The following is a 25,555-nucleotide window of genomic DNA, read 5'->3' on the forward strand; positions in this document are numbered from 1 at the left end:
CGTGGCCGGCGACCGTCCGTGCACGCCAATCGATAGTGTACCCCTTGGAAGCCATGGTGTTTCCAGCGGGCCCATCCCTGCGGTCTCGTGTCGGTTGACAGGGTCGGAGCGGTCCAGCATCGTCCGACCGATAGGCTTAACACCTTCGGTGACGGCCATCGCCGACAACCTGCTGGACGGCCACAGGGGTTACAGGAGGAGGACGACGGTGCGTTCGAGGCTTTCCCGCCTTCCCACGCTCGCCTTGCTTGCCATCATCACGGCCGGTGCGCTGACGCCTGCGACAGGTGTCGCGCGCAACGCCGATGCGCCGAATGGCAGGGCTCTCAATACCTATAAGCCGGCAGTAAAGCCGAACCCGGGTACGGAGGCCGCCACGGAGGCCAAGGACGACAATGAGGATGACGGCCCAGCCACCGGACCGGTCGATCGCCGTACCCTGTCGATCGGCCGCGGCGACACGCTGATGGATCTGCTGGCGACCGCCAACGTCCCGACCAACGACGCCCACGACGCCGTCGCCGCCCTGCGCGACGTCTACAACCCGCGCCGTCTCCAGGTCGGCCAGCATGTGACCGTACTGTTCGAGCCGCGCCGCGGCGGCGCCCGCAAGTTCGTCGGCTTCGAGTTCGCCCCCGATCCGCTGCGGTCGGTGTCGATCGCGCGCAAGGGCGATGCCGGCTTCACCTCAAGCCAGACCGAGAAGCCGGTGACACGCAAGCCGGTGGCGGCGCAGGGCGTCATCCGGTCCAGCCTGTTCGAGGCAGGGGCACAGGCCGGGGTTCCGATCTCGGTCATGATGGCCTTCATCCAGAACTTCTCCTACGACGTCGATTTTCAGCGCGACCTCCAGCCCGGCGACCGGTTCGAGATCCTGTATGAGAAGCTGGTCACAGCAGACGGCACCCAGGCCGGCGAGGGCGAGCTGCTGTATGCCTCGCTGACGCTGAGCGGCGACGACATGCCGATCTACCGCTTCAAGACCCGCGACGGCCGCATCGACTATTTCAATGGCGACGGCGAGAGCATCCGCCGCGCCCTGCTGCGCACGCCGATTGACGGCGCCCGCATCACCTCGGGCTTCGGCATGCGCCACCACCCGATCCTGGGCTTCAGCAAGATGCACAAGGGAGTGGATTTCGGGGCGCCGACCGGGACGCCGATCTATGCGGCCGGTCGCGGCACCATCGAGATAGCCGAGCGCAGCAGCTCCTATGGCAACTATGTCCGCATCCGCCACAACACCGAGATTTCGACCGCCTACGCCCATATGAGCCGCTTCGCCAAGTCGATCCGGCGCGGCTCGCGGGTCGATCAGGGCGACATCATCGGTTATGTCGGCACCACCGGCCGCTCCACCGGGCCGCACCTGCATTACGAGGTGCTGAAGGCCGGGCATCAGGTGAACCCGCGCTCGGTCGACCTGCCGACCGGAGAGAAGCTGGAGGGGCGGGAGCTTCAGGCCTTTCAGCAGGCGCGGCGATCCATCGAGAAGATGTTCGAAGAAAGCCGCAGCGGCATGCAGCTGGCCCGTACACCGGCGCCGGCCTCGGCCGAGGACAAAGGCTGCAACAAGGCCAGCAGCTGCTGACCAGCGGTTGAACGGAACACCGGCGGCGAGGGCTGCCGGTGCACCTACTCCTTGTTCATCATGTTGCGGATGGCACCGACGAACTGGCGGGCGTTGTCCTCGCTCTCCAGCATCTTCTGCAGCCTGTCACGGATGATCATCGCCTTGGGGCGCTGCTGCATCGCGCGTTCGATGGCGACGTCGGCTTCGCCGGGCTTCAGGGGTTCGAGGTCTGCCATGGCGGATATCCCATGCGGAAGAAATGGCCTTTGTGGAAGTGCCGTTGAGTCGGCACACAGGTAAGGATAACCGCAACGGCGGCGGCCTTCATCAGACAAAGCATCTCAACCGTAAAGCCTCAACGATACTGGCCGACGGTCTCCACCGCCTCCCCGCCGGTGCCGAGTTTAAACTCGGTGACGCCGGGGGCGGTGTCCGGGTTGCTGCCGCCGAGGTCGAGAGCGCGGACGCCGCGCTGCTTCAAGTCCTGCATCGCCTTCCACAGAACCAGCCGCATGGCACCGCTCTTGCGGCCGGACTCGCTGGCCCAGCTGATCTGGCTGGTGGCGCAGATGCCGTGACGGAAGAACAGGCCGCAGGCGACCGGCTTGCCGCCTTCAAGCGCGGTCACCATCACAGCCCCGTCGTTGCGGCTGCCGCCCTTGACCATGGCGTTGCGCAGGCGGACGGCCAGTGGCCCGGTCATGGCGCGAAAGCCCTTGCCCAGGGCCTGGTCATGTTCCTGCTTCATCAGCCAGGGCAGATTGTCGGCCTTCCAGTCGACATCCAGAACGAGGCCGGCCTTTTCCGCCCCGCGCAGACGCTGACGCCAGTCGCGGGCGAAGCCAGCGCGCATCGCCTCCTCGTTGCGGGTCAGGTCGAACCAGACGGTCTGATAGCCGGGACCGACCTTGCGGAAGCCGCAGCGGGCGAGTAGCGCCTCGTTCTCCGGGCCGGCCGGGAGTTCAGGCAGCAGGTTGGAGCGGCTGAGCGGGTTACCCGGACAAGCGCGGCGCAGCAGGCGGAACACCGCCTCCAGCGTGTCGGCATCGGGGATGGTGCCGTCCAGCCAGAGCGGACCGCGGTAGCATTGCCGGTCGTGGAACAGCTTCAGCATGCGGCGGTCGAGCGTCTGGACAACGCCGATCGGCTCGCCATCGCGGCGGATCACGCCGAGCCGCGGAACATGGCCGTAGGTGCGCCCCATGGCACGGCCATAGGCAAAGCTCTGCAGCAGGGTCGAGCGCGGAACCCGGGCGAACAGCGCATCCCAATCGCCGACGGTACCCTCGTTCCAGGCGATGTCGATGTCCGGCATCGGCGTCTTCTGCAGGATCAGGTGGCGGGGTCAGGCGGGCGGCAGGGCGGAGGTCGCCTCTTCCACCTGGGCGAAGGTCGGCCGGTATTCCGGTTCCAGCACGTTGCGGGCGTATTCCACGGAAATGGCGGGTGCGTAGCCGGACAGATGGGCGATCAGGCCGGTCTTCATCGCCTGATAATACTTGCCTTCGGCGTGATAGATGTTCTTCAGGCCGCTGGCGATCGGAGCAAGGAAGCCATAAGCGACCAGAATGCCGGTGAAGGTGCCGACCAGCGCGCCGCCGATCAGCTTGCCCAGAACTTCGGGCGGTTCGGTGATCGAGCCCATGGTGTGAATCACGCCCAGCACCGCCGCCACGATGCCAAGCGCCGGCACCGCGTCGGCCACCGCCTGGATGGCGTCGGCGATGCGCTGGTGTTCGTGGTGCATCGTCTCGATATCCTCGTCCATCAGGTCGACCAGCTCATGCGGGTTGTCGGCGCCGAGCGACATCAGACGAAGATAAGTACAGAGGAATGCGATGGCGTGATGGTCGCCATAGAATTTCGGAAATTGCTGGAAGAGCGGCGAGTCCTCCGGCTTTTCGATATGTTGTTCCAGCGCCAGAAGTCCCTTGGTCTTCGCGATCTTGAAGACCTGATACATCATGGTGAGGACCTCCAGGAAGTCCTCCTTCTTGTATTTCGGGCCTTTGAACAGGTGGCCCAACTCCTTGCCGGTGTGGGTGACCACTGATTTTGGATTGGCGATGAAGAAGGCACCGGCACCGGAGCCCAGGATGATCATGAACTCGAACGGCATCCACAGCACGCCCATATGGCCACCGCCGAGGATGTAGCCACCGAACACGCTGAAGATCACGATGCCGAAGCCGATCATCACGAACATTCGGTCTCTCCCTCCCTCATACCGACCACGGGCCGCAGGATGCTCCCGGCCGACACATGGCCGGACATCGGTTGAGTTTCCGTGAATCACCCGAACGGCCTACCGCCTTCGCGACAGGCCGGGCGATCCTAGCGGTGCAGGCGGGTCCTGTCACGAAAGGACTGAGGAGTCAGGGTTTTCAACAGGTGCAAGGCCGGTGGAGAGGAGCCGGGCCGAAGGATCGGCTGCCGGGGCGTGGAAAAGTCCAGGTGGAATGCGGCGGAAGGGCACAGGATGGTCACAGCCTGAAACGTCATGCTGAAATGCGAAACGCTCCGGCGCCGGAGAGTGACCGGATCGCCAGAGCGCTCGGGGAACAAAGAACATTACCGAAGCGGAATGTTCATCTGGACGCTGACGCCCGGCTGCGGAGGCGGCGGGGCGTAGATGACCGGGGGCGGCGCATAGGACGGGGCATACACGACGCGCGGCGGAGGTGGCGGAGCCGGGACCACGACCACCGGCGGCGGCGCGCCATAGATGACGACCGGGCCGTCATCGTCATGGTGATGCTTCTTGTGGTGGCCCCAGGCATGGCCGCGGCCATGCTCGCCAGGGTCGGCGAGGGACGGCGTCGACAAGGCGGCGCCGAACAGCAGCACGGCTCCGGCAATACCGGCGGCTTGCGTCGCGGCCAGGACCACCCGGCGCATCGCCGTCCGCGGCATCTGAGGCTCCTGCATGGTGGCTGCGGCGTTCATCGGCCTGTTCTCCTGGGATGGACTTGCATCGGCAGCGGGGCATGCGCGCGCCAGACGGGCGGGAACATACCCATTTCGATGGGATAGACTCTTATGCTCAGGCTTAGGTTCGATCGGGTGGGACATTTTTCGGGCGCTGCGCGGTCAACTGGTTCGGGTAAAAGGTCGGCAGCGGGAGAATGCCGCGTTCCCTCACCCATGAAGCTGTTGATCGACAGCCGCGGGCGCTACCCGTCCGATAGGGGTAGACCGAATGCGGGGACGGAGGTATGGCGCCGTGATGATCCGGTGGGCGCCGGTCCTCGTATCAGGCAACGTATGAGTAAGGATGCGCCCGCTCCAACCACACACCGAGCCACGTCGATGACCGTCCGAGCCAGCCTTCGCACCGCCGCCATGGCGGCGGTTCTCTCCATGATGGGAGCAGCCAGCACCATGGCCGCCAGCAGTGCCGTTCCAAACAACTCCACCCCGGGCAACGCTTACGACTTCACCTTCCAGGGCATCGACGGCAAGCCACTGCCACTGTCGCAGTTCAAGGGCAAGGCGATCCTGGTGGTCAACACCGCCTCGCAATGCGGCTTCACCCCGCAATACAAGGGGTTGGAGGCGCTGTGGCAACGCTACCGCGACCGCGGGCTGGTGGTGGTCGGCGTGCCGTCCGACGACTTCGGCGGGCAGGAGCCGGGAAACGCCAACCAGATCAAGGATTTCTGCGAGGTGAACTACAGCATCGACTTCCCGATGGCGGACAAGACGGTGGTGTCGGGCGACAGCGCCCACCCCTTCTACCGCTGGGCAGCCGACGAACTCGGCTTCCTCGCCAAACCGCGCTGGAACTTCCACAAATATCTGGTGGGGCCGGACGGCAAGCTGGTCTCCTGGTTCTCCACCATGACCGACCCCGAGGCGGACAAGGTGCGCGAGGCGATCGAGACGCTGCTGCCGGAGAAGGCGCCGAAGTCGTAACGGGTGCCGGCGCCTTCTCTCCTTACTCCACCGCCTGCCGCAGAGCCGCGGCACTCGCCCAGGGGGCGAGCGGCAGGGCGGCGGCGAGGATGCCGGCAAGCAGCAGCAGGTGCGGGCGCGGAGTCAGCCCGTTGATGGCGGCGTCGATGGCGCCGGCGCCGAAGATCAGCACCGGGATGTAGAGCGGCAGGATCAGCAGCGACAGCAGCACACCGCCGCGCCGCGCCCCCAGTGTCAGCGCGGCGCCGATGGCGCCGATCAGGCTGAGGATCGGCGTGCCCAGCATCAGGGTCAGCACCAGGATGCCGAACCCCTCCGCATCCATGTTCAGCAGGACGGCCAGCAGCGGCGCGGCGACGATCAGCGGCACGCCGGTGACCAGCCAATGGGCCAGCGTCTTCGCCAGCACCGCAGCTTCCAGCGGCAGGGAGGACAGCGACAGCAACTCCAGCGAGCCGTCCTCGTAATCGGTCTGGAACAGCCGCTCAAGCGACAGCAGCGAGGCGAGCAGCGCCGCCACCCAGATCACGCCGGCGGCGATGCGGGCGAGGATGTTCGGCTCCGGACCGACGCCGAAGGGGAACAGCACCACGCACAGCACGAAGAACATGACGGCGATGGTGGCGTCCGACCCCTGACGCAGCGCCAGCCGCAGGTCGCGCGCGACAAGGCGCAGGAAACGGCTCATGGCTCGGCCCCCTCTTCCTCATACCCGCCCTCGCCAACGTCTTCGACGCCGTCTTCGCCTTCGGCGTAGGGGGTAAAGTCGTCCAGATGCAGTTCCTCGCCGCCGGGGGTGGCGATGTTGGTGTGGGTGGACAGCACCACCATGCCGCCCTCCGCCCGATGTTCGGCGATCAGCCCTTCGAACAGCGCGATGGCGGCACGGTCGAGCGCCACGGTCGGCTCGTCCAGCAGCCACAGCGTCGCCGGTGCGGCGACAAGCCGCGCCAGGTTCAGCCGGCGCTTCTGCCCGGCCGACAAATAGCGGCCCGGCACACCCGCGATGTGCGGCACCCCCATCCGGTCGAGTGCCACCCGCGCGTTGGCGGCCGGGTCGGCGGCCCCGGCCAGCGCCGCCCAGAAGGCGAGGTTCTCCGCCGCCGTCAGAACCGGCTTCACCGCATCGAGATGGCCGACATACTGCACCCGCGCCCGGTGGGCGTCGGGGTCGTCGGCGACCGATACGCCGTCCCAGCCCAGCGAGCCTCGCAGCGGCTTCAACAGCCCGGCCATCACCCGCAGCAGGCTGGACTTGCCGCTGCCATTGGGGCCGAGCAGCACCAGAGCGCCACCGGGGGCGATGCGGAACTCCAGCCCGGTGAAAACCAGCCGGTCGCCACGCAGGCAGGTCAGCTCTGATCCGGCAAAGACGGGCATGGGGACGGGTCGCGCTTCCGGTTGAAGGAGGCGCTGCTATAGCACAGCGCGGCGGGAAAGCCGGAGCGAGAATACTGTCGCCGTCATCGCAGCAGTTCAAAGGCAGCAGGACAAAAGAAAAAGGCCACCGCGAGGGGGTTCTCGCGATGGCCTTGCGTCCAGCCGGGTCCGGCCGGTCGATACCTTGTGGAACGGCTTCGTTCGTCGCTGCGATGGCGCTAGGGGGGAACGCCGGTACGCGCGACCTCTGGGGCCGGTTGCTTGGGTTATCGTCTAAGGGAAGAAAGTGGCAAAATTTGGATGGAGTTCGAGGAATTGGATGCAGATGCCATGATGGGCCGAAGGCCTCGCAGCGCTGAACTTCCATGCGCGCACCGCAGCACCGGGTGCCGGGATTGTCATGGCGAAAGGCAGAACGCTTGTTCTGAATCAACGCCTTGGCCGCCGTCCTGACGCATCGTAACGCCGTCATTCCCCCGATAGAACGGGGACCGCCGCATCCATTCGAGGATTCTCAAGGCCACGGCGGCATCTGCCCCAATTGTGTTCAGGAAGCGAGTTGTCCCATGTCGGCCTTCGCAGACATCCTCCAGGCCATGCCGCCGATCGCGCGGGTGGTGCTCATGCTCGGTCTCGTGTCGGCGGCAGGCGTGGCGCTCGGCCACATCAAGATCCGCGGGGTCGGGCTCGGCATCGGCGGCGTGCTGTTCTCCGGCATTGCCGGCGGCCACATCGCCAAGGAGGCGGGCATCGCCTTCAATCCGGAGATGATGGACTTCATCCGCGACTTCGGTCTGATCCTGTTCGTCTACACCATCGGCATCCAGGTCGGCCCCGGCTTCTTCGCGGCACTCCGCCGCACCGGGTTGGCGCTGAACGGGCTGGCGCTGCTGATGGTGGGGTCCAGCATCCTGCTGACCGCGGCGCTGGTGTCGTCGGGGGCGCTGTCGCTGGGATCCTCGCTGGGGGTGTTCGCCGGTGCCGTGACCAACGCCCCGGCGCTGGCCGCCACCCAGCAGGTGCTGACGGAGGTCGGGGCGGGCGCCGGGGTGATGGCCCTGCCCGGCCTCGCCTTCGCCGTCACCTATCCGTTCGGCATCGCCGGCAACCTGCTGTCGATGGCTGCCGTGCGCATCCTGTTCCGCATCGATCCGGAGGCCGAGGCCACCCGCTTCGAGGAGTGCCGACGCGCCGAGGTGTCGACGCTGGAGACCATGGATCTGGCCGTGCGCAATCCGGCGCTGGAGGGCAAGGCGATCGGCTCGATCGAGCTGCTGTGCGGACAGGGGGTGGTCGCCTCGCGCCTGCTGTGCGATGGCAGGTTGTGCGTCCCGCATGACGGGACCTGCCTGAAACTGGGCGACGTGCTGCATGTGGTCGGGCCGCGACCGAAGCTGGAACAGGTCCGGGCATTGCTGGGTCAGGAGTTCGACCGGCCGCTGACCACCAAGGGCACCGACCTGAAATGGGAGCGCATCGTCGTCACCAATAACGCGGTGCTCGGCAAGTCGATCGCCGCGCTGAACCTGCAGGACGCCTATGACGTGGTGGTCAGCCGCGTCAACCGGTCTGGCGTGGAGCTGGTGCCGACCCCGGCGCTGAAGCTTCAGTTCGGCGACATCCTGACGGTGATCGGCCGGCCGGACAGCCTTGCCGCCGTCGGGCAGATCTTCGGCAACTCCGCCCGCAAGCTGCAGCAGGTGGAGATGATCCCGATGTTCCTCGGCATCGCGCTGGGGGCGGCGCTGGGTGCCGTCCCGATCTTCCTGCCGGGAATGCCGGCGCCGCTGCGGCTGGGCCTTGCCGGCGGGCCGCTGATCGTGGCGCTGATTCTGGGCCGCGTCGGCCATGTCGGGCCTCTGGTCTGGTTCATGCCGCCGGCTGCCAACCTGGCGCTGCGCGAGATCGGCATCATCCTGTTCCTGGCCGTGCTGGGCATCGCGTCGGGCGACCGCTTCGTCGCCACGCTGGCCAGCGGCGCCGGCTGGCCCTGGATGATGTGGGGCGTGCTGGTGACCCTGGTGCCGCTGCTGCTGACCGGGCTGGTCGCGCGCGGGCTGATGAAGCTGAACTTCCTGACCATCTGCGGCGTCCTGGCCGGCGCCCAGACCAATCCACCGGGTTTGGCCTATGCCAACGCGCTGGTCGCGTCGGAGGCGCCGGCGCTGGCCTACGCCACCGTCTACCCGCTGGCGATGTGCCTGCGTATCCTGGGACCGCAAATTCTGGTACTATTGTTGTGGTGACGCACCATTTTCCGACACAAGCGACACAACGTGCGCGCAGTGTGAAATCCGCGTTGCGGAACCCCTGCGCCCCGGTCTAGCCTGTGCCGCAATGGTCAGCCAATAACCAGCCCCCACAACCCAGCCGGTTCCCCCGCATGCATCGCCATCCGCCCGTCAGCGAGTCCGCTCCCGCCGCCGTCGTCGTGGAGGATTTGCACAAGCGGTTCGGCGAGCTGGAGGTTCTGAAGGGCGTATCGGTGACCGCGCGCGAAGGCGACGTCATCACGCTGATCGGCTCGTCCGGCTCGGGCAAGAGCACGCTGCTCCGCTGCATCAACATGCTGGAGATCCCGGACGACGGCCGCGTGGTGATCGGCGGCGAGGCCATCGCGCTGAAGAAGACGCGCGGCGGGGCCAGCGTCCCCGCCGACTCCCGGCAGGTGGAACGCATCCGCACCCGGCTCGGCATGGTGTTCCAGAGCTTCAATCTCTGGACCCACATGACCATCCTGCAGAACGTGATCGAAGCGCCGGTGCATGTGCTGGGCGTGCCGAAGGCGGAGGCCATCGACCGCGCCCGCATGCTGCTGGACAAGGTCGGCATCCTGGCCAAGGCCGACAGCTACCCGGTCCAGCTGTCCGGCGGACAGCAGCAGCGCGCCGCCATCGCGCGCGCGCTCGCCATGCAGCCGAAGGTGATGCTGTTCGACGAGCCGACCTCGGCCCTGGACCCCGAGCTGGTCGGCGAGGTCCTGCGCGTCATCCGCCAGTTGGCGGACGAAGGCAACACGATGATCCTGGTGACGCACGAGATGGGCTTCGCCCGCGAAGTGGCGTCCAAGGTGGTTTTCCTGCACCAGGGGCGGATCGAGGAGGAGGGGTCACCCGACAAGGTGCTGACCAACCCCGACTCGGACCGGGTGCGGCAGTTCCTCTCCCGCCATCTGTCCGGCGCGGCGTGAGGGGACGAGGCAGAGGGCAGGACCGGACCGTCAGAAACAGCCCGGCCCCGAACAGGGGCCAAAGAACGGGCGAACCGAACAGAGGAGTGTGTTCCTTGAAGAAGATCGTTTCGGCCCTGGCGCTCGGCGCCATGATGGCCGTCGCCGCTGCCGGCGCCGCCGGTGCGAAGGAATGGAAGACGGTCCGCATCGCCAGCGAGGGCGCCTATCCTCCGTGGAACGCCACCGACACCTCGGGCAAGCTGACCGGCTTCGAAGTCGATCTCGGCAACGACCTGTGCAAGCGCATGAAGGTCACCTGCGAGTTCGTCGCCCAGGATTGGGACGGCATCATTCCGGCCCTGCAACAGGGCAAGTATGACGCCATCATGTCGGCGATGACCATCACCGACGAGCGCAAGAAGGTCATCGACTTCTCGGTCCCCTACGGCACCGAGCCGTCGGTCTTCGCCGTGCTGACCGACTCGCCGCTTGCCAAGGCGCTGAACCTCGGCGCCGACCGCGTCGACCTGAACGACCAGGGCAAGGCCAAGCCGACGTTGGACAAGCTGGCCACGGCGCTGAAGGGCAAGTCGGTCGGCGTCCAGGTGTCGACCATCCAGGCCGACTTCATGGACAAGCATCTGCCAAAGGTGACCATGCGCACCTACGACAAGATCGACAATGCCGGCATCGATCTGGGCTCGGGCCGCGTCGACGCCATGCTGGGCGACCGTTCGGTCGTCGAGGCGGTGGTGAAGGCGACGCCGGGCAAGATGGTCATCGTCGGCCCGAACTTCATCGGCGGCGTGATCGGCGAAGGCATGGGTGTGGGCCTGCGCAAGGACAGCGCCGATCTGAAGGCGATGTTCGACAAGGCCATCGCCGCGGCGCTGAAGGACGGCACCGTCAAGAAGCTGAGCACCCAGCATTTCGGCTACGACATCTCGCCCACCAAGTAAGATGACCAAGTAAGGCGGGCCTGCGGGCTCTCCTGTCTGATCGGTACGGCGCCCGGCGGCCTTCATGGCGACCGGGCGCCAGTCGTTCAGTAACCTCCGTTCGCTGACCCCCGTCCGGCCGGCGCTCCGCGCCGCGCCCGGCGGGCCTTACCGGGCGTGCCAATGCTGGAACTCCTTTCCTTCGGTCCCAACGGCTGGGGCGGACAGCTGCTGATGGGCACCGCGATGACGGTCGCTGTCGCCGTGTCGGCCTTCGCTTTCGGCATCCTCGTCGGATCGCTCGGCGCCTCGGCCAAGCTCAGCCACAGCATGGCGCTGAACGTGGTGGCCGACATCTACACCACCGTCGTCCGTGGCATTCCCGAACTGCTGGTGATCTACCTGCTGTTCTTCGGCGGCAGTGGGGTCGCCACCTCCATCGCCGCAGCCTTCGGCTATGACGGGCGGATCGACCTGAATGCCTTCACCATCGGCGTGCTGGCGGTCGGGCTGATTTCCGGCGCCTATTCGACGGAGGTGATCCGCGGCGCCGTGCAGTCGGTCCCCTTCGGCCAGATCGAGGCGGCGCGCGCCTGCGGGATGAGCCGCTGGCTGATCCTGCGCCGGGTGCTGGTGCCGCAGACCCTGCGCTTCGCCCTGCCCGGCCTCGGCAATGTCTGGCAGCTGACGTTGAAGGACACGGCGCTGGTGTCGGTGACGGCCTTGGCCGAGTTGATGCGCATCACCCATCTGGCGGCAGGCGCCACGCGCCAGCCCTTCCTGTTCTACAGCACCGCCGCAGTGCTGTACCTGATGCTGACCACCGTTTCGACGGCGCTGTTCAATCGCGCCGAAATCTCCGCCAATCGCGGCGTCCGGAGGGCCTGAGGCCATGAACTGGCAACTGATGTGGGACAGCCTGCCCCGCATGCTCGGCGGGCTGTCGCTGACGCTGCAACTGATCGTCGGCTCGCTGGCGCTGGGGGCGCTGGTCGCCTTCGCCGTGGCGCTGCTGCGGCTGTCGGGCAACAGGGTGGTGGAGACGCTGGCCGCGGCCTATGTCTTCGTCTTCCGCGGCACGCCGCTGCTGGTGCAGATCTTCCTGGTCTATTACGGGCTGGGCCAATTCGAGTTCATCCGCGACAGCATCCTGTGGCCCTTCCTGCGCGAACCCTACTGGTGCGCCATCCTGGCGCTGACGCTGAACACCGGCGCCTACACCAGCGAGGTGCTGCGCGGTGCCATCCTGTCGGTTCCCTCGGGACAGGTGGAGGCGGCGCGGGCCTGCGGCATGTCGCGGGCGCTGGCCTTCCGCCGCATCGTCCTGCCGGTGGCGATCCGCCAGATGCTGCCCGCCTACGGCAACGAGGTGATTTTGATGGTCAAGGCGACCTCGCTCGCCAGCACCATCACGCTGATGGAGGTCACCGGCATCGCCCGCCGGATGATCGCCCAGACCTTCGCGGTCTTCGAGCTGTTCATCGTCGCCGGCGCGATCTATCTGGTGCTGAACTTCATCGCCACCCGCCTGATCAAGTTCGCCGAATGGCGCCTGACCCCCTACCTGCGGGCACGGGCGTAAGTAGGGGGCGTAAGTAAGGATACCAATGAAAAGGCTCTCTCCCGGTTCGGGAGAGGGCCTTTTTCGTATCCGTCACTGCCCCAGCATCTCGAAGGTCGGCGGCGCCGGGTCAACCACGCGGGAGCCGGTGGGGGTGATCTCCATCACTGCCAGACCACGCTCGACCAGACCGTCGGCGCGCAAGCGGAACAGGCCGTCCAGCCCCTCGAAGCCGTTCGGGTTGGTCATCGCCATGCGGTCGAAGGGCACCGGGCCGCCGCTGCGGGTCAGCACCGCGGCAATCGAGGTCGCGTCATAGGCCAGCGTGGCGATGCGCGGCGGCTTGCGGCCATAGACCTGCTCGAACTGCGACTCGAAGCGGGCGCGGGTCTGCGGCGCCGGTGCGGCGTAGAGCGCACCGACCAGCGCCGGCTCCTGCCCGAGCGCACCCTGCGAGGTGTCGTCCCATAGGCCGGTGCCCAGCAGCTTGACCTGCTGCGGCTGCACGCCATTGGCGGCCAGCGCCTGGGCGATGCCCTGGGCGCGCGGACCGCCTTCAGCCAGCATCACCGCCTGCGGCTGCGGAGTTTCCTGTGCCACCTGCTTGGCCGGGGTCGACAGGTCGGTGACCGCCGGGTCATAGCGCTCGACCTGGGTGGTCATGGCACCCAGCCGGGGCGCGATCTGCTGCATCGCGTTCACCACCGCCTCGCCATAGGGCGAGCGCGGCGCCAGCACGGTGAAACGCGTCGCCCCGCGCGAGCGGGCATAGCCGGCGACGCGGCTGACCTGATCTGCCGGGACGAAGCCCAGCACATAAGTGCCGTTGCCGGCCTGGGTGGCATCGTTGGTGAAGGCCAGCACGTCGACGCCGGCATTCTGGGCGATCGGCCGCACCGCAGCGACGTCGGCAGCGAACAGCGGGCCGATGATCAGGCGGGCACCCTCGGCCAGCGCCTGGCGCGCTGCGTCGGCCGCCCCGCTCGGTGTACCCTTGGTGTCGCGCGGCAGCAGTTGCAGCTGGTCGCCAGCCATGTCGAACAGCGCCATCTGCGCCGCGTCCAGCATGGCCTGCCCGATGGCGGCGCTCTGGCCGCTGAGCGGCACCAGGACGGCGACTTTGATCGGGCCCTGCGCTTCCGGCAGGGGAGCCACCGGAGCCGGGACCGGTTGCGGCGCTTGTGCCACCCGCGGCGGCGCGCTTACAGTCGAACAGGCCGACAACAGGCCGGCGACCAGCAAGGCTGCCACGCCGTGACGTTTCAGACCCTGTGAGAAAGCTGTTGCCAAGCGTGCCACCAATCGTCTCCACATCTGCTGAAACGGCCGCCGATACCGAAGGCGAGACCCAAGGCATGGTCCCCGCCGAGCCGGCCGAAAGTGGCGCTCAAGGTAGCCCCCTCGCCGCGCCAAGTAAACTCGCGGCCGGCTTGTATGTGGTCGCCACCCCCATCGGGAACGCCGGGGACATCACCCTGCGGGCGCTCGATACGCTGAAACGGGCCGACGCCATCGCCTGCGAGGACACGCGCGTCACCGCCAAGCTGATGGGCATCCACGGCATCCACACCCCCTTCGTTTCCTACCACGAACACAACGCCGCAAAGATGCGTCCGATCCTGATCGAGCGCATGAAAAAGGGCGAGGCCATCGCGCTGGTCACCGATGCCGGTACGCCGCTGGTCTCCGACCCCGGCTACAAGCTGGTGCGGGACTGCGTGGCGGAAGGGGTGGCGGTGACCACCCTGCCCGGCGCCTCGGCCCCGCTGGTGGCGCTGGTGCTGTCCGGCCTGCCGACCGACCGCTTCCTGTTCGCCGGCTTCCTGCCGAACAAGAGCAGCGCGCGCCGGGCCACCGCCGGCGAGCTGAAGGGCGTGCCCGCCACCCTGGTCTTCTTCGAATCGCCGCAGCGCCTGCCGGAGTCGCTGGCCGACCTCGCCGAAATCCTGGGCCCGCGCGAGGCCGCCGTCGCCCGCGAGCTGACCAAGCTGTACGAGGAGGTGCGGCGCGGCACCCTGCCCGAGCTGGCCGCCCATTACGCCGAGGCCGGACCGCCGCGCGGCGAGGTCGTGCTGGTGATCGGCCCGCCGGGAGAGGAGGCGACGCCAGGCGAGGCCGATGTCGACGCCCTGCTGCGCGAGGCGCTGACCCGCCTGTCGGTGCGCGACGCCGCCGCCGACGTCGCCGCCCGCACCGGCCAGCACAAGCGCACCGTCTATGCCCGCGCGTTGGAACTGGCGCGGGAGGGAAAAGCGAAATGACCGACCTGGATGCGCGGCGCCTGCGTGCCGAAAGCCTGGGCCGCCGGGCGGAGGCGCTGTGCCGCCTGTCGCTGCGGCTGCGCGGCTACCGCATCCTGGCCAGCCGCCTGCGCACGCCAATGGGCGAGATCGACATCGTGGCGAAGCGCGGCAAGACCATCGCCATCGTCGAGGTGAAGGCGCGCGGCGACTGGGACACCGCCAACGAGGCGCTGAACGCCCGCCAGCGCGGCCGGCTGGCCCGCGCCGCCCATGCCTTCCTCGGCGCCAACCCGCGCTATGCCGGCTATGTCTTGCGCTTCGACGTGATGCTGGTTACCCCTTGGGCTTGGCCACGCCATCTGGTCGATGCCTGGAGGGCGTGAGAGGGCCGTTATGAGGGGGCGACAGTCTTGAGCAACCGCGCGGAAGCCCGCGAAATCCTGCGCCGCATCGGCGACCAGCCGGACGACGAGATCGATCTGGCCGAAGCCGGCCTGGCGCTGGGCGCGCTGGAGCTGCCGACCGCTGACCTTGCCCCCTACCGCGCCCATATCCGCGCCATCGTCGGGGATCTGGCCGCCCGTGTCGCGGCACAGGATCCGGAGAGCGACAGCCTGGAGACCCGCATCGCCCATCTTCATGCGGTGATCGGCGAGCGCCACGGCTATTCCGGCGACCACGACACCTACGACGATCTGCAGAACGCCAACCTGCTGCGGGTGGTAGACCGCCGGCGCGGCCTGCCGGTGGCGCTCGGCATCCTCTATATGCATGCCGCCCGCTCGCAGGGCTGGCCGATGGTCGGGCTGAACTTCCCCGGCCATTTCCTGGTCCGCATCGAGAAGGACGGCGCCCGCGCCATCCTCGACCCCTTCAACGATGGACAGACCCGCAGCGTCGTCGACCTGCGCGACCTGCTGAAGGCCACCGCCGGCAGCGCCGCCGAGCTGGAGCCCGGCCATTACCAGCCGGTGTCGAACCGCGACGTGCTGCTGCGGCTGCAGAACAACATCAAGCTGCGCCACCTGTCGGCGCACGAGGTGCCGAAGGCGCTGGAGGTGCTGGAGGCGATGCGCCTGTTCGCCCCGCACGAGCCGGCGCTGTGGCGCGAGACCGGCCTTCTTGAGGCCCATGCCGGCAACCTGAAGGACGCCATCACCGCGCTGGAGACCTTCATGGCGCTGACCGGCGACGACCATCACCGGCACCAGACCGCCTCCTTGATCCAGCAGTTGAAGAACCGCCTGAACTGACCCCGTTCCAGAGGGACCCGTCATGAGCCTCGCCGTCGCCTTCCAGATGGACCCCATCGAGTCGATCAACATCGACACCGATTCCAGCTTCATGATGGCGCTGGAGGCGCAGAAGCGCGGCCATCGCCTGTACCACTACCACCCGCGCGACCTGATCCTGACCGGCAACCGCCTGACCGCGCGGGTGCGCGAGATGACGGTGGTGCGCCAGCGCGGCGCCCATTACACGCTGGGCGAACCGGTGCCGACCGATCTTACGACCATGGACGTCATCCTGCTGCGGCAGGACCCGCCCTTCGACATGGCCTACATCACCTCCACCCATCTGCTGGAGCATGTGCAGCCCAAGGTTCTGGTGGTCAACGACCCGGCCGAGGTGCGCAACGCGCCGGAAAAGCTGTTCATCACCAAGTTCCCCGACCTGATGCCGCCGACGCTGATCACCAGCGACAAGCAGGCCATCCTGGAGTTCCGGGCCGAGCACAAGGACATCATCGTCAAGCCGCTGTTCGGCAACGGCGGGGCCGGCGTCTTCCACCTGAAGCCGGACGACGAGAATCTGGGATCGCTGCTGGAGCTGTTCACCCAGCTCTACCGCGAGCCGGTGATCGTGCAGAAGTACCTGCCGGAGATCCGCCAGGGCGACAAGCGCATCATCCTGGTCGACGGCGAGCCGGTGGGTGCCGTCAGCCGCATGCCGCTGGAAGGCGAGGCCCGCGCCAACTTCCACGCCGGCGGCAGCGCCAGGAAGACCGAACTGACCGCGCGCGAGCGCGAGATGTGCGCCGCCATCGGCCCGGTGCTGCGCGAGAAGGGGCTGGTCTTCGTCGGCATCGACGTGATCGGCGACTACATGACCGAGATCAACGTGACCTCCCCCACCGGCATCCAGGAGATCAACCGCCTGAACGGCGTGGCTCTGGAAGCCCTGCTGTGGGACGCCATCGAGCGCCGCCGCGCGGAAAAATGAAAATGCGCCGCCGCGCGGGGAAGTAAGGATACGGCGCGGGAATACGCTGGGCGATTGTGCAATTTTTTCGGGAATGGAACACCCGCATACCCTTGCAGGGCATAAGGGTTGATATTACCTTGAACCGTGGGAGCGGCGGCTCCGACCCCGCCGCTCCCTGGTCCAGCCTTAACCCTGGCAGAGTTCAAGCAGACGCTTGATGATCTCCAGGATCAGGACCAGAAGGATAAGGATCTCTTTCATCCTTCTTCTCCTTCTCGTGTGGCGGGGGCGGCGGGTCCGCCCCCTCCCAACCACACGAACGCGGCGGTAGCATACAAAGGCGCGCAATACAACCGTGACCATGCGCCTGCGGCGATCAGCGTGGATGGCGTGTTGAACGCACCGCGCCTTGACCGGCGGACTTCGGGGGGCGATAACTGCCGCCTCCCAGAGTTTTCGAGCGAGACCACCCGTGAACCGCATTTTCTCCGGCATGCAGCCGACCCGGCAGCTTCACCTCGGCAACTATCTGGGGGCGCTGCGCAACTGGGTGGAGTTGCAGAACAGCTACGAGTGCATCTTCTGCGTCGTCGACCTGCACGCGCTGACCATCGACCAGGATCCGGAGGTTCTGCGCAACAACATCCGCGAGGTCGCCGCGGCCTACATCGCCGCCGGCATCGACCCGGACAAGAACATCCTGTTCAACCAGTCGGTCGTGCCGGGCCATGCCGAGCTGGGCTGGATCCTGTCCTGCCACACGCCGCTGGGCTGGCTGAACCGCATGACCCAGTTCAAGGAAAAGGCCGGCAAGCAGAAGGACATGGCCAACCTCGGCCTCTATGCCTACCCGACGCTGATGGCCGCCGACATCCTGCTGTACAAGGCCACCCATGTGCCGGTGGGCGAGGACCAGAAGCAGCATCTGGAACTGGCGCGCGACATCGCCGGCGCCTTCAACCGCCGCTATGAGACCGAGTTCTTCCCGCTGCCCGAACCGCAGATTCTGGGAGAGGCGACGCGGGTGATGAGCCTGCGCGACGGCAAGAAGAAAATGTCGAAGTCGGACGAGTCCGAATATTCGCGCATCAACATGACCGATGATGCCGACACCATCGCGCAGAAGATCCGTAAGGCCAAGACCGACCCGGAACCGCTGCCGGAAACCGTGACCGAGCTGGAGGCCCGTCCGGAGGCCGACAACCTTGTCACCATCTATGGCGCCCTGGCCAGCCAGTCGCGCGAGCAGGTGCTGGCGCAGTTCGCCGGTTCCCAGTTCTCCGACTTCAAGAAGTCGCTGGTCGACCTCTCGGTGGACAAGCTGGCGCCGATCACCACCCGCATGAAGGAACTGCTGGCCGACAAGGCAGAGATCGACCGGCTTCTGAAGAAGGGCGGCGAGCGTGCCGCCGCGATTGCGGAAAAGAACCTGAACGACGTGAAGGACATCATCGGCCTGCTGCGACCGTAAGGATGAGACCATAAGGATGTCCTGCCCGTGACGGCCCCCATCCTGATCACCGGCTTCGCGCCGTTCGGGACACTCCCGGACGGCGAGCCGGAACCCGCTCCCGCCGATCATCCTGCCGCCGATCATCCCCTCACCGGTCATCCATGGACGGCCGATCCGACCGCCCTGCTGATGGAGCGGCTGGCGGCGGAGCCGGGGGTCGTCACCGCCACCCTGCCCCCTCTCTATGACGCCTGTGGCGACGTGTTCGCCGAGTTGCTGGCGGAACACCGGCCGCTGGCGGCGCTCGGCTTGGCCTATTGGGAAGAGAGCGATTACATCCGGCTGGAACGGCTGGCCTGGAACCGCGACGAAAGCCCGCTGGCCGATGCCGCCGGGACGGTGCGGGAGCACGCCGACATCGTGCCCGGCGGGCCGACCGCCTATGGCAGCACCCTGCCGGTGCCGCGGGTGATGCGCGAACTGTCGATGGCAGGGCTGCCGGTGACCTTCGGCGACTTTTCCGGTGGCTTTCTCGGCAACCATCTGTTCTACCGGGCACGCCACATCATCGAGAGCGCCGATCTGGACGTGCCTTACGGCTTCTTCCACCTGCCGCCGCTGCCGGACCGGGCAGCCCAGCTGCGCCGTTACGGCGGCTTGAGCCTGGAGCGGCAGGAACTGGCGGTGCGTACGCTGGTGGGAATGCTGCGCCGGGCGCTGAACGGGATCGCCTGAAGAGCGATCAGGCCGTCCTGGCGGGGCGGCGCTGCTCGGGCGGGTTCACGATGGCGCGCAGCGCGTCCAGGAACTCACGGCCCTTGTCGGTCAGGGTGACAATCTTGCGGCGGCGCTCGCGCGGGTCTTCCTGTGCCTGCACCAGATCGAGGCCAGCTTTGCCGAAGCTGTGCCAGCGGCTGAGCGCGGCGACGTTGCGCGACGCAGAGGATTGGGCGATGCCCAGGCGTTCCGCCAGTTCGCCGATGGAGATGCCTTCGCTCTGCGCGATGGTCATGAAACTCAGCGCATACTGGATGGGCAGATCGGGGTCGAGCTTGCGGAACGCCTCAAGCACCTGGACGACGGTAAGGACCTCGTCATGACGAACGCGGGCCGGCATTCAGCAGGTCTCCGCGACGCCGCGCGCTATGCAGCGCGGGAGGGTGGTCCCCAACGGGCCGGTGTGTAGATGATGTTCAGGCGTCCAAGCCATAGGATGACTTCCCCGTTTTCACGCCTCAGGTCGAAGGACCCGGCCGGCGATGCCCAGCGGGCGTGTTCAACGAAGAGACGATGACCGCAAAAACCCAGAAAGACACACATGGGATCCTCTCGATATCCGGAATTCACGCTCGAAGGGTGCGGGAAGAAGACGGGCCGGCTGGGCATGATTGGCGGCCATATGGGCGGCGGTGATGGCCGGGTCGCCCGATCGGCGAGTCCAGGCAGTGGCTACGATGGCTTTCATCGAAACTCTCCAGGGGTTGAGTGATGCCGGCGTGAGAGACCGGCGGATCCGGTATCGCCGGTCAGCGATACGGTTGCAAGGTCAAAAATGTCCGCGCGTCCGATAGGTTCCGATCGCGGATGTGAAAAGGCGGAAGACGGCAGGTGGGTGGGGGCTCTTCGCCATCCCCAACGTCTCCGTCCGTCAATCCGATATCGCGCCGCAGGTGTTCGCACAGTCGGCCCGGTCCGGAGGATGCCCCGGAATCGAGCCAGCGGCTCCGCAACGCCGTCCACAAGGTCGGCATGATCTGCTCCTACAATAACTGAGAGGCTCCACCGATCGGGCCTCTGATAGCGAAATAATTCCGTGTGCGGATGTATTCCGTCAACCGGTTCCTCCGGAGATGTCCGTTCGTCTGCATATGGCGTGACCTTCGCCGCACGGCTGTTGCAAATCAGCACCGCTTTTCCGCCGTTTCACCATCCGCCGGGATGTCGCCGGGCGACTCTGGACAAGCGGAGGTCGGTCGGTCAAACACAAAGCCGACGGCAAAAGCCGTCCGCGGTACTCCGCCCATCGGTCTCATATCCATCAGGTTCAGGTCGTCCGTCCGTGTCCATCCTCCCCTCTCCCGCATGGTCGACAGCGGTAGGCTCCGCCCGCAGGTTGCTGGCGGCGGTCGCGGTGGTGGGCGCCCTTTGGACCCTGCCCGCGGCGGCGGAGGCGCGCTTCACCCCCGGCCCCTGCTGGTTCACCGTGCCGGACGGCGAAGCGGCGCTGTGTGGAACGGTGGCGGTGCCGGAACGACGCGACCGTCCCAACAGCCGCAGCCTGCGCCTGCCGGTCGCAGTGCTGCTCAGCACCGCCCGCCAGCCGGCCCCCGATCCCGTGCTGTTCCTGGAGGGTGGCCCCGGCGCCTCCCCCTTCGGCAGCGGCGAGGCGACGGAAGAACGGATGGAGGTGTGGTGGGAACTGTCGGCCCCCTTCCGCCGTACTCGCAACCTGATCCTGTTCGACCCGCGCGGCGTCGGCCGTGCCGAACCCGACACCGACTGCCCGGAACTGGATGCCGTCGGGGCGAGCCGCGGTGCCCGGCCGCTGACGCGTGAGCAGCGGGCGACGGCAGAGCGATCGGCGGTCAGCGCCTGTTCCGCGCGGCTGCAGGCAGCCGGGCTGGACGCCGCCCAATTCTCCACCCCCGTCGCCGCCGAGGATGCGCTGGACGTCGTGACCGCGCTGGGTGCCCAGCGCGTGAACCTGTTCGCGGTGTCCTACGGCACGCGGGTCGGGCTGGAAATCCTGCGGCGACAGGGTGGGCGCGTCCGCACCGCCGTCTTCGACAGCGTCTATCCGCCAGACGTGAACGCGCAGGAGGAGATGCCCTGGCTGGCCCAGCGCACCTACCGGCGGCTGTTCGACGACTGTGCCGCCAACCGCGCCTGCCGCTCCGCCTTTCCCGATCTGGAGAAGCGTTTCCTTGCCCTGGTCGAGCGGCTGGACCGCAACCCGGTCGAGATCGTCGTCGGCGACCATGAGACGCGCCGCGTCCTGCGGCTGACCGGCGGGGCGGCCATCGCCGCCGGGCTGGAGGCAATGGCGGTCAGCGAAGCGGTGCCGGCCCTGCCGATCATGATCGACCGCGCTGTCCGCGGCCAACACGCCACGCTGGCCGAATGGGCACCGACCAACTGGTTGGGCGATCCGGAGGTCGCCGACGGGCTGGCCTTCTCGGTCGAATGCCGCGAGTCGGTGACCACCGCCGACCCGCTGAAGCGCGCCGACAGCGCCCGCCGCTATGCTCCCTATGGGCTGGTCGCAGCCGACGACCCGGGCCAGCGCGTCTGCCGCCTTTGGCCCGCCGGCCATCAGGAGCCGACCGAACGCCTGCCGGTCGCCAGCCCGGTCCCGGTTCTGCTGCTGTCCGGCGCCTATGATCCGGTCACCCCGCCGGAGTGGGGCGACCGCGCCGCCGCCACCCTGCCGAAGAGCCGCCATCTGGTCTTCCGCGCCGCCAGCCACATCGTGACCTCCAGCGAGGATTGCGCCATGGTCGCTGCCGTCGGCTTCGTCGAGCAAGAGACGCTGCCGGCGACCGCCTGTCCCGGAGCGGCCAAGCCGCCAGTGTTCGAGGGACCGTGAGAGGTGGGCGGCGGTTTCCCCTCACCGCCCCGGCGCGATCCGCCGGTAGCTCAGCGCCTCGGCGATATGACGCCGTCTGACCCCCTCGGCCCCGTCGAGATCGGCCAGCGTCCGCCCCACCCGCATCACCCGGTGATAGCCGCGGGCGGACAGTTTCAGCCGCTCCGCCGCCTCGGTCAGCAGGGTGCGGCCTGAGGCATCAGGAGAGGCCACCTTCTCCAGCAATTCGCCATCCGCCTCGGCATTCGTCCGCACCGCCCGCCCGGCCGGGTAAGGACCGAAGCCGCCATAACGCTCCGCCTGGATGGCGCGGGCGACGGCGACGCGGGCGGCGATGTCGGCGCTGCCCTCCGCCGGCGGCGGCAGGCTGAGATCGGCGGGACTGACCGCCGGCACGTCGATGTGCAGATCGATGCGGTCGAACAGCGGTCCACTTATTTTAGATTGATAATCGGCCGCGCATTTCGGCGCGCGGGCGCAGGCGAGCGAGGCATCGTCCAGGTGGCCGCAGCGGCAGGGGTTCATCGCCGCCACCAACTGCACACGCGCCGGATAGGTCACGTGGTGGTTGGCGCGACTGACCACCGCCTTGCCGGTTTCCAACGGCTGCCGCAGCGCCTCCAGCAGCGCGCGGGGAAACTCCGGGAGTTCGTCGAGGAACAGAACGCCCTGGTGCGCCAGGGAGATCTCGCCCGGCTTCGCCCTTGTGCCGCCGCCGACCAGCGCCGGCAGGCTGGCGGACTGGTGCGGCGCACGGTAGGGGCGCTGGCGCAGCAACCGGCCCTCCTCCAGCAGACCGCCGACGCTGTGAATCATCGACACCTCCAGCGCCTCCGCCGGGTCAAGCGGCGGCAGCAGGCCGGGCAGGCGGGCGGCCAGCATCGACTTGCCGGACCCCGGTGGCCCCATCATCAGCAGATTGTGCGATCCGGCGGCCGCCACCTCCAGCGCGCGCTTGGCGGTTTCGTTGCCCTTGACGTCGCGCAGGTCGGGCGGCGGGGCGTCCTGTTCCTGCATCCGCGGCTTGGGCGGGGTCAAAACCTGGGTGCCCTTGAAATGGTTGATGAGGGCAAGCAGGTTGGCCGGCGCCAGCACGTCCAGATCGGGCCCGGCCCAGGCCGCCTCGCCGCCGCAGGCCGCCGGACAGATCAGGCCGCGGTCGTTGGCCAGCGCGTCGATGGCGGCGGGGAGCACACCGGCCACCGGGGTCAGGGCACCGTCCAGCGCCAGCTCGCCCAGCGCGACATAGCGGGCCATCTCCGCATCCGGCAGCACCCCCATCACCGTCAGCAGGCCGAGCGCGATGGGCAGGTCGAAATGGCTGCCCTCCTTCAGCACGTCAGCCGGGGCGAGGTTGACGGTGATCCGCTTGGCCGGCAGCGCCAGCCCCAGCGCATGCAGCGCAGCGCGCACCCGCTCCCGGCTTTCGCCCACCGCCTTGTCCGGCAGGCCGACGACGGTGAAGGCGACGATTCCGCCGGACATCTGGACCTGGACGTCGATCCCCAGCACCTCGATGCCCTGGAATGCGACGGTGTTGATGCGGGCGACCAAGGCGGACCCTCGTTGCAGAACCTCATTGACTGCAAATGTATGGCGGGTACAGATACGGATGGTCAATCCCGTTCGGCGATGATGCTCTTATGAAAACTCCCATAGGATGCGGAGTGGCAAAGCCATGGGATCATCAAGCCTCTTCATATTAGAAAAAATATATGTAAGAATGACTGTCATCGTGATGCGGTGTGGCTACAGCCGCCGGGATTTGGGGTGAGAGGGTGTGATGACAGGGCCGATCGAGGCTTTGGCCGGTGGCGCGCTGATTGGCGCGGCGGCGGCGGGAATGCTGCTGGTGAACGGGAGGATCGCCGGCATCAGCGGCATTCTGGCGCGTGCGGTGCGTCCGGGAGCAGCCCCCTGGCAATGGGCCTTCGTCGCCGGTCTGCTGGCCGCCGGACTGGCCGCCCGTCTGTCGGGGATCGAACCGGCGCCGGCCTTCGTGCTGCAACCGGTGCCGATGCTGATCGCCGCCGGACTGATCGTCGGCATCGGTACCCGGATCGGATCGGGTTGCACCAGCGGACATGGCGTTTGCGGGCTGGCCAACCTGTCGCCACGCTCGCTGGTCGCCACGCTGGTGTTCATGGCCGTCGCCGCGGCGGCGGTCTTCGTCACCCGCCATCTGTAGGAGAGCCCCATGCGCAGTCTCACCGCCGGCCTCTTCGGATTCGTTTTCGGGCTTGGGCTGATCGTCGCCGGGATGACCGATCCGGCGCGGGTGCTGGGCTTTCTCGATGTCGCCGACATCTGGACCGGGAGCTGGGATCCGACCCTGGCCTTCGTCATGATCGGCGCCATCGCCGGCGCCGCCCCGGCCTTCGCCATCGCCCGCCGCAAGCCGGTCTCGGTGCTGGGCGACCCCATCTCCCTGCCCGACCGCCGGTTGATCGACGCCCGTCTGGTGGGTGGGGCCGCCCTGTTCGGGTTGGGCTGGGGGCTTGCGGGGATCTGCCCCGGCCCGGCTCTGGTACTTGTGGGCAACGACGGCCTGTCTGCGCTGCTGTTCGTGGCATCGCTGCTCGCCGGTGGCTGGGTCGCCGATGTCCTGCCGCCCATCCTGCGCAGGTCGCGGACCGGGACGCGCCGGACCGCGTAAGCGTCCGTCGCATGGCTCCCGCCACACCGGACGGGGTTGGTGGGGAAAATCCACCGGCCTATGTTGGTGGAACCAATCACCCCGGCGGGAAGAGGCAAGCGTGCAACTGCATCTCAGCACCTGGAGCGAGGTCGAGGCCTATCTGAAGACCTCCAAGGGCATCATCATGCCGATCGGCTCGACCGAACAGCATGGGCCGAACGGGCTGGTCGGCACCGACGCCATCTGCGCCGAGGTCATCGCGAAGGGCGTCGGCGACGCCACCGGCGCGCTGGTCGGCCCGACGATCCCGGTCGGCATGGCGGTGCACCATATGGAGTTCCCCGGCTCGATGACGCTGAAGCCGTCGACACTGATCGCCCTGCTCCGCGACTATGTCGGCTCTCTGGCGGAACACGGGTTCGAGCGCTTCTTCTTCGTCAACGGCCATGGCGGCAACATCGCCACGGTCCGCGCCGCCTTCTACGAGATCTATGCGGAGAACCGGGCGCTGCGCGGCCGCGACGCGCCGGACCTGCGCTGCACCCTGGTCAACTGGTGGGAGAATGCCGAGGTCGGCCGTCTGTCGCGCGAGCTGTACCAGGGCAAGGAGGGGTCGCACGCCACCCCCAGCGAAGTGTCGCTGACGCAATACGCCTATCCCAACTCGATCAAGACCGCGACGATGGAGCCGGAACAGGCGCCGGCCGGCGGCTTCCATGACGCCCGCGACTTCCGCCGCCGCTATCCGGACGGCCGCATCGGCTCCGCCCCCGGCCTCGCCCGCCCCGAGCATGGTGAGCGCCTGTACGAGGCGGCGGTCGGTGCCATCGCCACCCAGTACCGCAACTTCCTGGCGGAAGACTGAGACGGCAGCCGCTGAGACGGGGACCA

26 protein-coding genes are annotated in these 25,555 nt (G+C 67.5%); 17 read left to right on the forward strand and 9 right to left on the reverse strand.

Annotated elements, in window-relative coordinates:
• The first annotated feature begins 208 nt into the window (after positions 1-208).
• Complete coding sequence (locus tag E6C72_RS03940) at positions 209-1,591, forward strand: peptidoglycan DD-metalloendopeptidase family protein (RefSeq protein ID WP_109085133.1); 1,383 nt, start codon at positions 209-211, stop codon at positions 1,589-1,591.
• A 44-nt stretch (positions 1,592-1,635) separates the two neighbouring features.
• Here E6C72_RS03940 and E6C72_RS31675 read toward each other — a convergent pair whose 3' ends face one another.
• From E6C72_RS31675 to E6C72_RS03955, 4 genes are all read right to left on the reverse strand, one after another.
• Positions 1,636-1,809: a hypothetical protein gene (locus E6C72_RS31675; protein ID WP_158280129.1), complete on the reverse strand. Its 174-nt coding sequence runs from the start codon at positions 1,807-1,809 to the stop codon at positions 1,636-1,638.
• Positions 1,810-1,928: 119 nt separating this feature from the next.
• A complete protein-coding gene (locus E6C72_RS03945) occupies positions 1,929-2,888 on the reverse strand; it encodes a GNAT family N-acetyltransferase (RefSeq protein ID WP_109085132.1) in 960 nt (319 codons plus the stop codon).
• A 30-nt stretch (positions 2,889-2,918) separates the two neighbouring features.
• Complete coding sequence (gene motA, locus E6C72_RS03950) at positions 2,919-3,779, reverse strand: flagellar motor stator protein MotA (RefSeq protein ID WP_109074851.1); 861 nt, start codon at positions 3,777-3,779, stop codon at positions 2,919-2,921.
• Positions 3,780-4,144: 365 nt separating this feature from the next.
• Positions 4,145-4,519 (reverse strand): hypothetical protein, encoded by a 375-nt coding sequence (locus tag E6C72_RS03955; RefSeq protein ID WP_109085131.1) that lies wholly within the window; start codon positions 4,517-4,519, stop codon positions 4,145-4,147.
• A gap of 363 nt (positions 4,520-4,882) precedes the next feature.
• Between E6C72_RS03955 and E6C72_RS03960 the strand changes: the two genes are divergently transcribed.
• Positions 4,883-5,488, forward strand: coding sequence for a glutathione peroxidase (locus tag E6C72_RS03960; RefSeq protein WP_109085130.1), 606 nt, complete (start codon positions 4,883-4,885; stop codon positions 5,486-5,488).
• 22 nt (positions 5,489-5,510) lie between these two features.
• Here E6C72_RS03960 and ccmB read toward each other — a convergent pair whose 3' ends face one another.
• Together ccmB and ccmA are read right to left on the reverse strand one after the other, a co-directional pair.
• Positions 5,511-6,176, reverse strand: coding sequence for a heme exporter protein CcmB (gene ccmB, locus E6C72_RS03965; protein WP_109085129.1), 666 nt, complete (start codon positions 6,174-6,176; stop codon positions 5,511-5,513).
• Positions 6,173-6,868 (reverse strand): heme ABC exporter ATP-binding protein CcmA, encoded by a 696-nt coding sequence (gene ccmA, locus E6C72_RS03970; protein WP_109085128.1) that lies wholly within the window; start codon positions 6,866-6,868, stop codon positions 6,173-6,175. Before ccmA ends, ccmB begins: the two co-directional genes overlap by 4 nt.
• A 566-nt stretch (positions 6,869-7,434) precedes the next feature.
• Here ccmA and E6C72_RS03975 point away from each other — a divergent pair.
• From E6C72_RS03975 to E6C72_RS03995, 5 genes are all read left to right on the forward strand, one after another.
• Complete coding sequence (locus E6C72_RS03975) at positions 7,435-9,114, forward strand: putative transporter (protein WP_247875604.1); 1,680 nt, start codon at positions 7,435-7,437, stop codon at positions 9,112-9,114.
• A 137-nt stretch (positions 9,115-9,251) separates the two neighbouring features.
• Positions 9,252-10,058: an ABC transporter ATP-binding protein gene (locus E6C72_RS03980; protein WP_109085127.1), complete on the forward strand. Its 807-nt coding sequence runs from the start codon at positions 9,252-9,254 to the stop codon at positions 10,056-10,058.
• A gap of 86 nt (positions 10,059-10,144) precedes the next feature.
• Positions 10,145-10,999: a lysine/arginine/ornithine ABC transporter substrate-binding protein gene (locus E6C72_RS03985; protein ID WP_247875602.1), complete on the forward strand. Its 855-nt coding sequence runs from the start codon at positions 10,145-10,147 to the stop codon at positions 10,997-10,999.
• 162 nt (positions 11,000-11,161) lie between these two features.
• The gene (locus E6C72_RS03990; RefSeq protein ID WP_109085125.1) at positions 11,162-11,866 is read left to right on the forward strand and encodes an ABC transporter permease; all 705 of its coding nucleotides are present in this window, start codon (positions 11,162-11,164) and stop codon (positions 11,864-11,866) included.
• A 4-nt stretch (positions 11,867-11,870) separates the two neighbouring features.
• Positions 11,871-12,560, forward strand: coding sequence for an ABC transporter permease (locus E6C72_RS03995; RefSeq protein WP_109085124.1), 690 nt, complete (start codon positions 11,871-11,873; stop codon positions 12,558-12,560).
• Positions 12,561-12,632: 72 nt separating this feature from the next.
• Here E6C72_RS03995 and E6C72_RS04000 read toward each other — a convergent pair whose 3' ends face one another.
• The gene (locus tag E6C72_RS04000; protein ID WP_247875601.1) at positions 12,633-13,790 is read right to left on the reverse strand and encodes a penicillin-binding protein activator; all 1,158 of its coding nucleotides are present in this window, start codon (positions 13,788-13,790) and stop codon (positions 12,633-12,635) included.
• A 104-nt stretch (positions 13,791-13,894) separates the two neighbouring features.
• Here E6C72_RS04000 and rsmI point away from each other — a divergent pair, with 104 nt between their 5' ends.
• The 6 genes from rsmI to E6C72_RS04030 all read left to right on the forward strand — a co-directional run bounded on the left by rsmI (position 13,895) and on the right by E6C72_RS04030 (position 19,175).
• The gene (rsmI, locus tag E6C72_RS04005) at positions 13,895-14,800 is read left to right on the forward strand and encodes a 16S rRNA (cytidine(1402)-2'-O)-methyltransferase (RefSeq protein WP_247882078.1); all 906 of its coding nucleotides are present in this window, start codon (positions 13,895-13,897) and stop codon (positions 14,798-14,800) included.
• Positions 14,797-15,165, forward strand: a complete 369-nt coding sequence (locus E6C72_RS04010; protein ID WP_042699844.1) for a YraN family protein — start codon at positions 14,797-14,799, stop codon at positions 15,163-15,165. The genes rsmI and E6C72_RS04010 overlap by 4 nt, the downstream gene beginning before the upstream one ends.
• A gap of 27 nt (positions 15,166-15,192) precedes the next feature.
• Positions 15,193-16,035 carry a SirB1 family protein gene (locus E6C72_RS04015; protein ID WP_109085121.1) on the forward strand — a complete coding sequence of 281 codons (843 nt, stop codon included), beginning with the start codon at positions 15,193-15,195 and terminating at the stop codon, positions 16,033-16,035.
• Between the two features lie 22 nt (positions 16,036-16,057).
• Positions 16,058-17,005, forward strand: coding sequence for a glutathione synthase (gene gshB, locus E6C72_RS04020; protein ID WP_109085120.1), 948 nt, complete (start codon positions 16,058-16,060; stop codon positions 17,003-17,005).
• A 454-nt stretch (positions 17,006-17,459) separates the two neighbouring features.
• Positions 17,460-18,458 carry a tryptophan--tRNA ligase gene (trpS, locus tag E6C72_RS04025; RefSeq protein ID WP_014249259.1) on the forward strand — a complete coding sequence of 333 codons (999 nt, stop codon included), beginning with the start codon at positions 17,460-17,462 and terminating at the stop codon, positions 18,456-18,458.
• A 27-nt stretch (positions 18,459-18,485) separates the two neighbouring features.
• Positions 18,486-19,175: a pyrrolidone-carboxylate peptidase gene (locus tag E6C72_RS04030; protein WP_109085119.1), complete on the forward strand. Its 690-nt coding sequence runs from the start codon at positions 18,486-18,488 to the stop codon at positions 19,173-19,175.
• A 7-nt stretch (positions 19,176-19,182) separates the two neighbouring features.
• Here E6C72_RS04030 and E6C72_RS04035 read toward each other — a convergent pair whose 3' ends face one another.
• Entirely contained in the window at positions 19,183-19,557 is a 375-nt protein-coding gene (locus tag E6C72_RS04035) for a MarR family winged helix-turn-helix transcriptional regulator (RefSeq protein WP_085090502.1), read from the reverse strand.
• 942 nt (positions 19,558-20,499) lie between these two features.
• Between E6C72_RS04035 and E6C72_RS04040 the strand changes: the two genes are divergently transcribed.
• Positions 20,500-22,026: an alpha/beta fold hydrolase gene (locus tag E6C72_RS04040; RefSeq protein ID WP_247875600.1), complete on the forward strand. Its 1,527-nt coding sequence runs from the start codon at positions 20,500-20,502 to the stop codon at positions 22,024-22,026.
• 21 nt (positions 22,027-22,047) lie between these two features.
• Here the strand turns inward: E6C72_RS04040 and E6C72_RS04045 are convergent, their stop codons facing one another.
• The gene (locus E6C72_RS04045) at positions 22,048-23,580 is read right to left on the reverse strand and encodes a YifB family Mg chelatase-like AAA ATPase (protein WP_109085117.1); all 1,533 of its coding nucleotides are present in this window, start codon (positions 23,578-23,580) and stop codon (positions 22,048-22,050) included.
• Positions 23,581-23,809: 229 nt separating this feature from the next.
• Here E6C72_RS04045 and E6C72_RS04050 point away from each other — a divergent pair, with 229 nt between their 5' ends.
• The 3 genes from E6C72_RS04050 to E6C72_RS04060 all read left to right on the forward strand — a co-directional run bounded on the left by E6C72_RS04050 (position 23,810) and on the right by E6C72_RS04060 (position 25,529).
• Positions 23,810-24,214: a YeeE/YedE family protein gene (locus E6C72_RS04050; protein WP_109085116.1), complete on the forward strand. Its 405-nt coding sequence runs from the start codon at positions 23,810-23,812 to the stop codon at positions 24,212-24,214.
• Positions 24,215-24,223: 9 nt separating this feature from the next.
• Positions 24,224-24,682, forward strand: coding sequence for a DUF6691 family protein (locus tag E6C72_RS04055; RefSeq protein ID WP_109085115.1), 459 nt, complete (start codon positions 24,224-24,226; stop codon positions 24,680-24,682).
• Between the two features lie 100 nt (positions 24,683-24,782).
• The gene (locus E6C72_RS04060; protein ID WP_109085114.1) at positions 24,783-25,529 is read left to right on the forward strand and encodes a creatininase family protein; all 747 of its coding nucleotides are present in this window, start codon (positions 24,783-24,785) and stop codon (positions 25,527-25,529) included.
• The last annotated feature ends 26 nt before the right edge of the window (positions 25,530-25,555 follow it).

Origin of the sequence: Azospirillum sp. TSH100, assembly GCF_004923295.1 — a bacterium.
GTDB lineage: Bacteria > Pseudomonadota > Alphaproteobacteria > Azospirillales > Azospirillaceae > Azospirillum.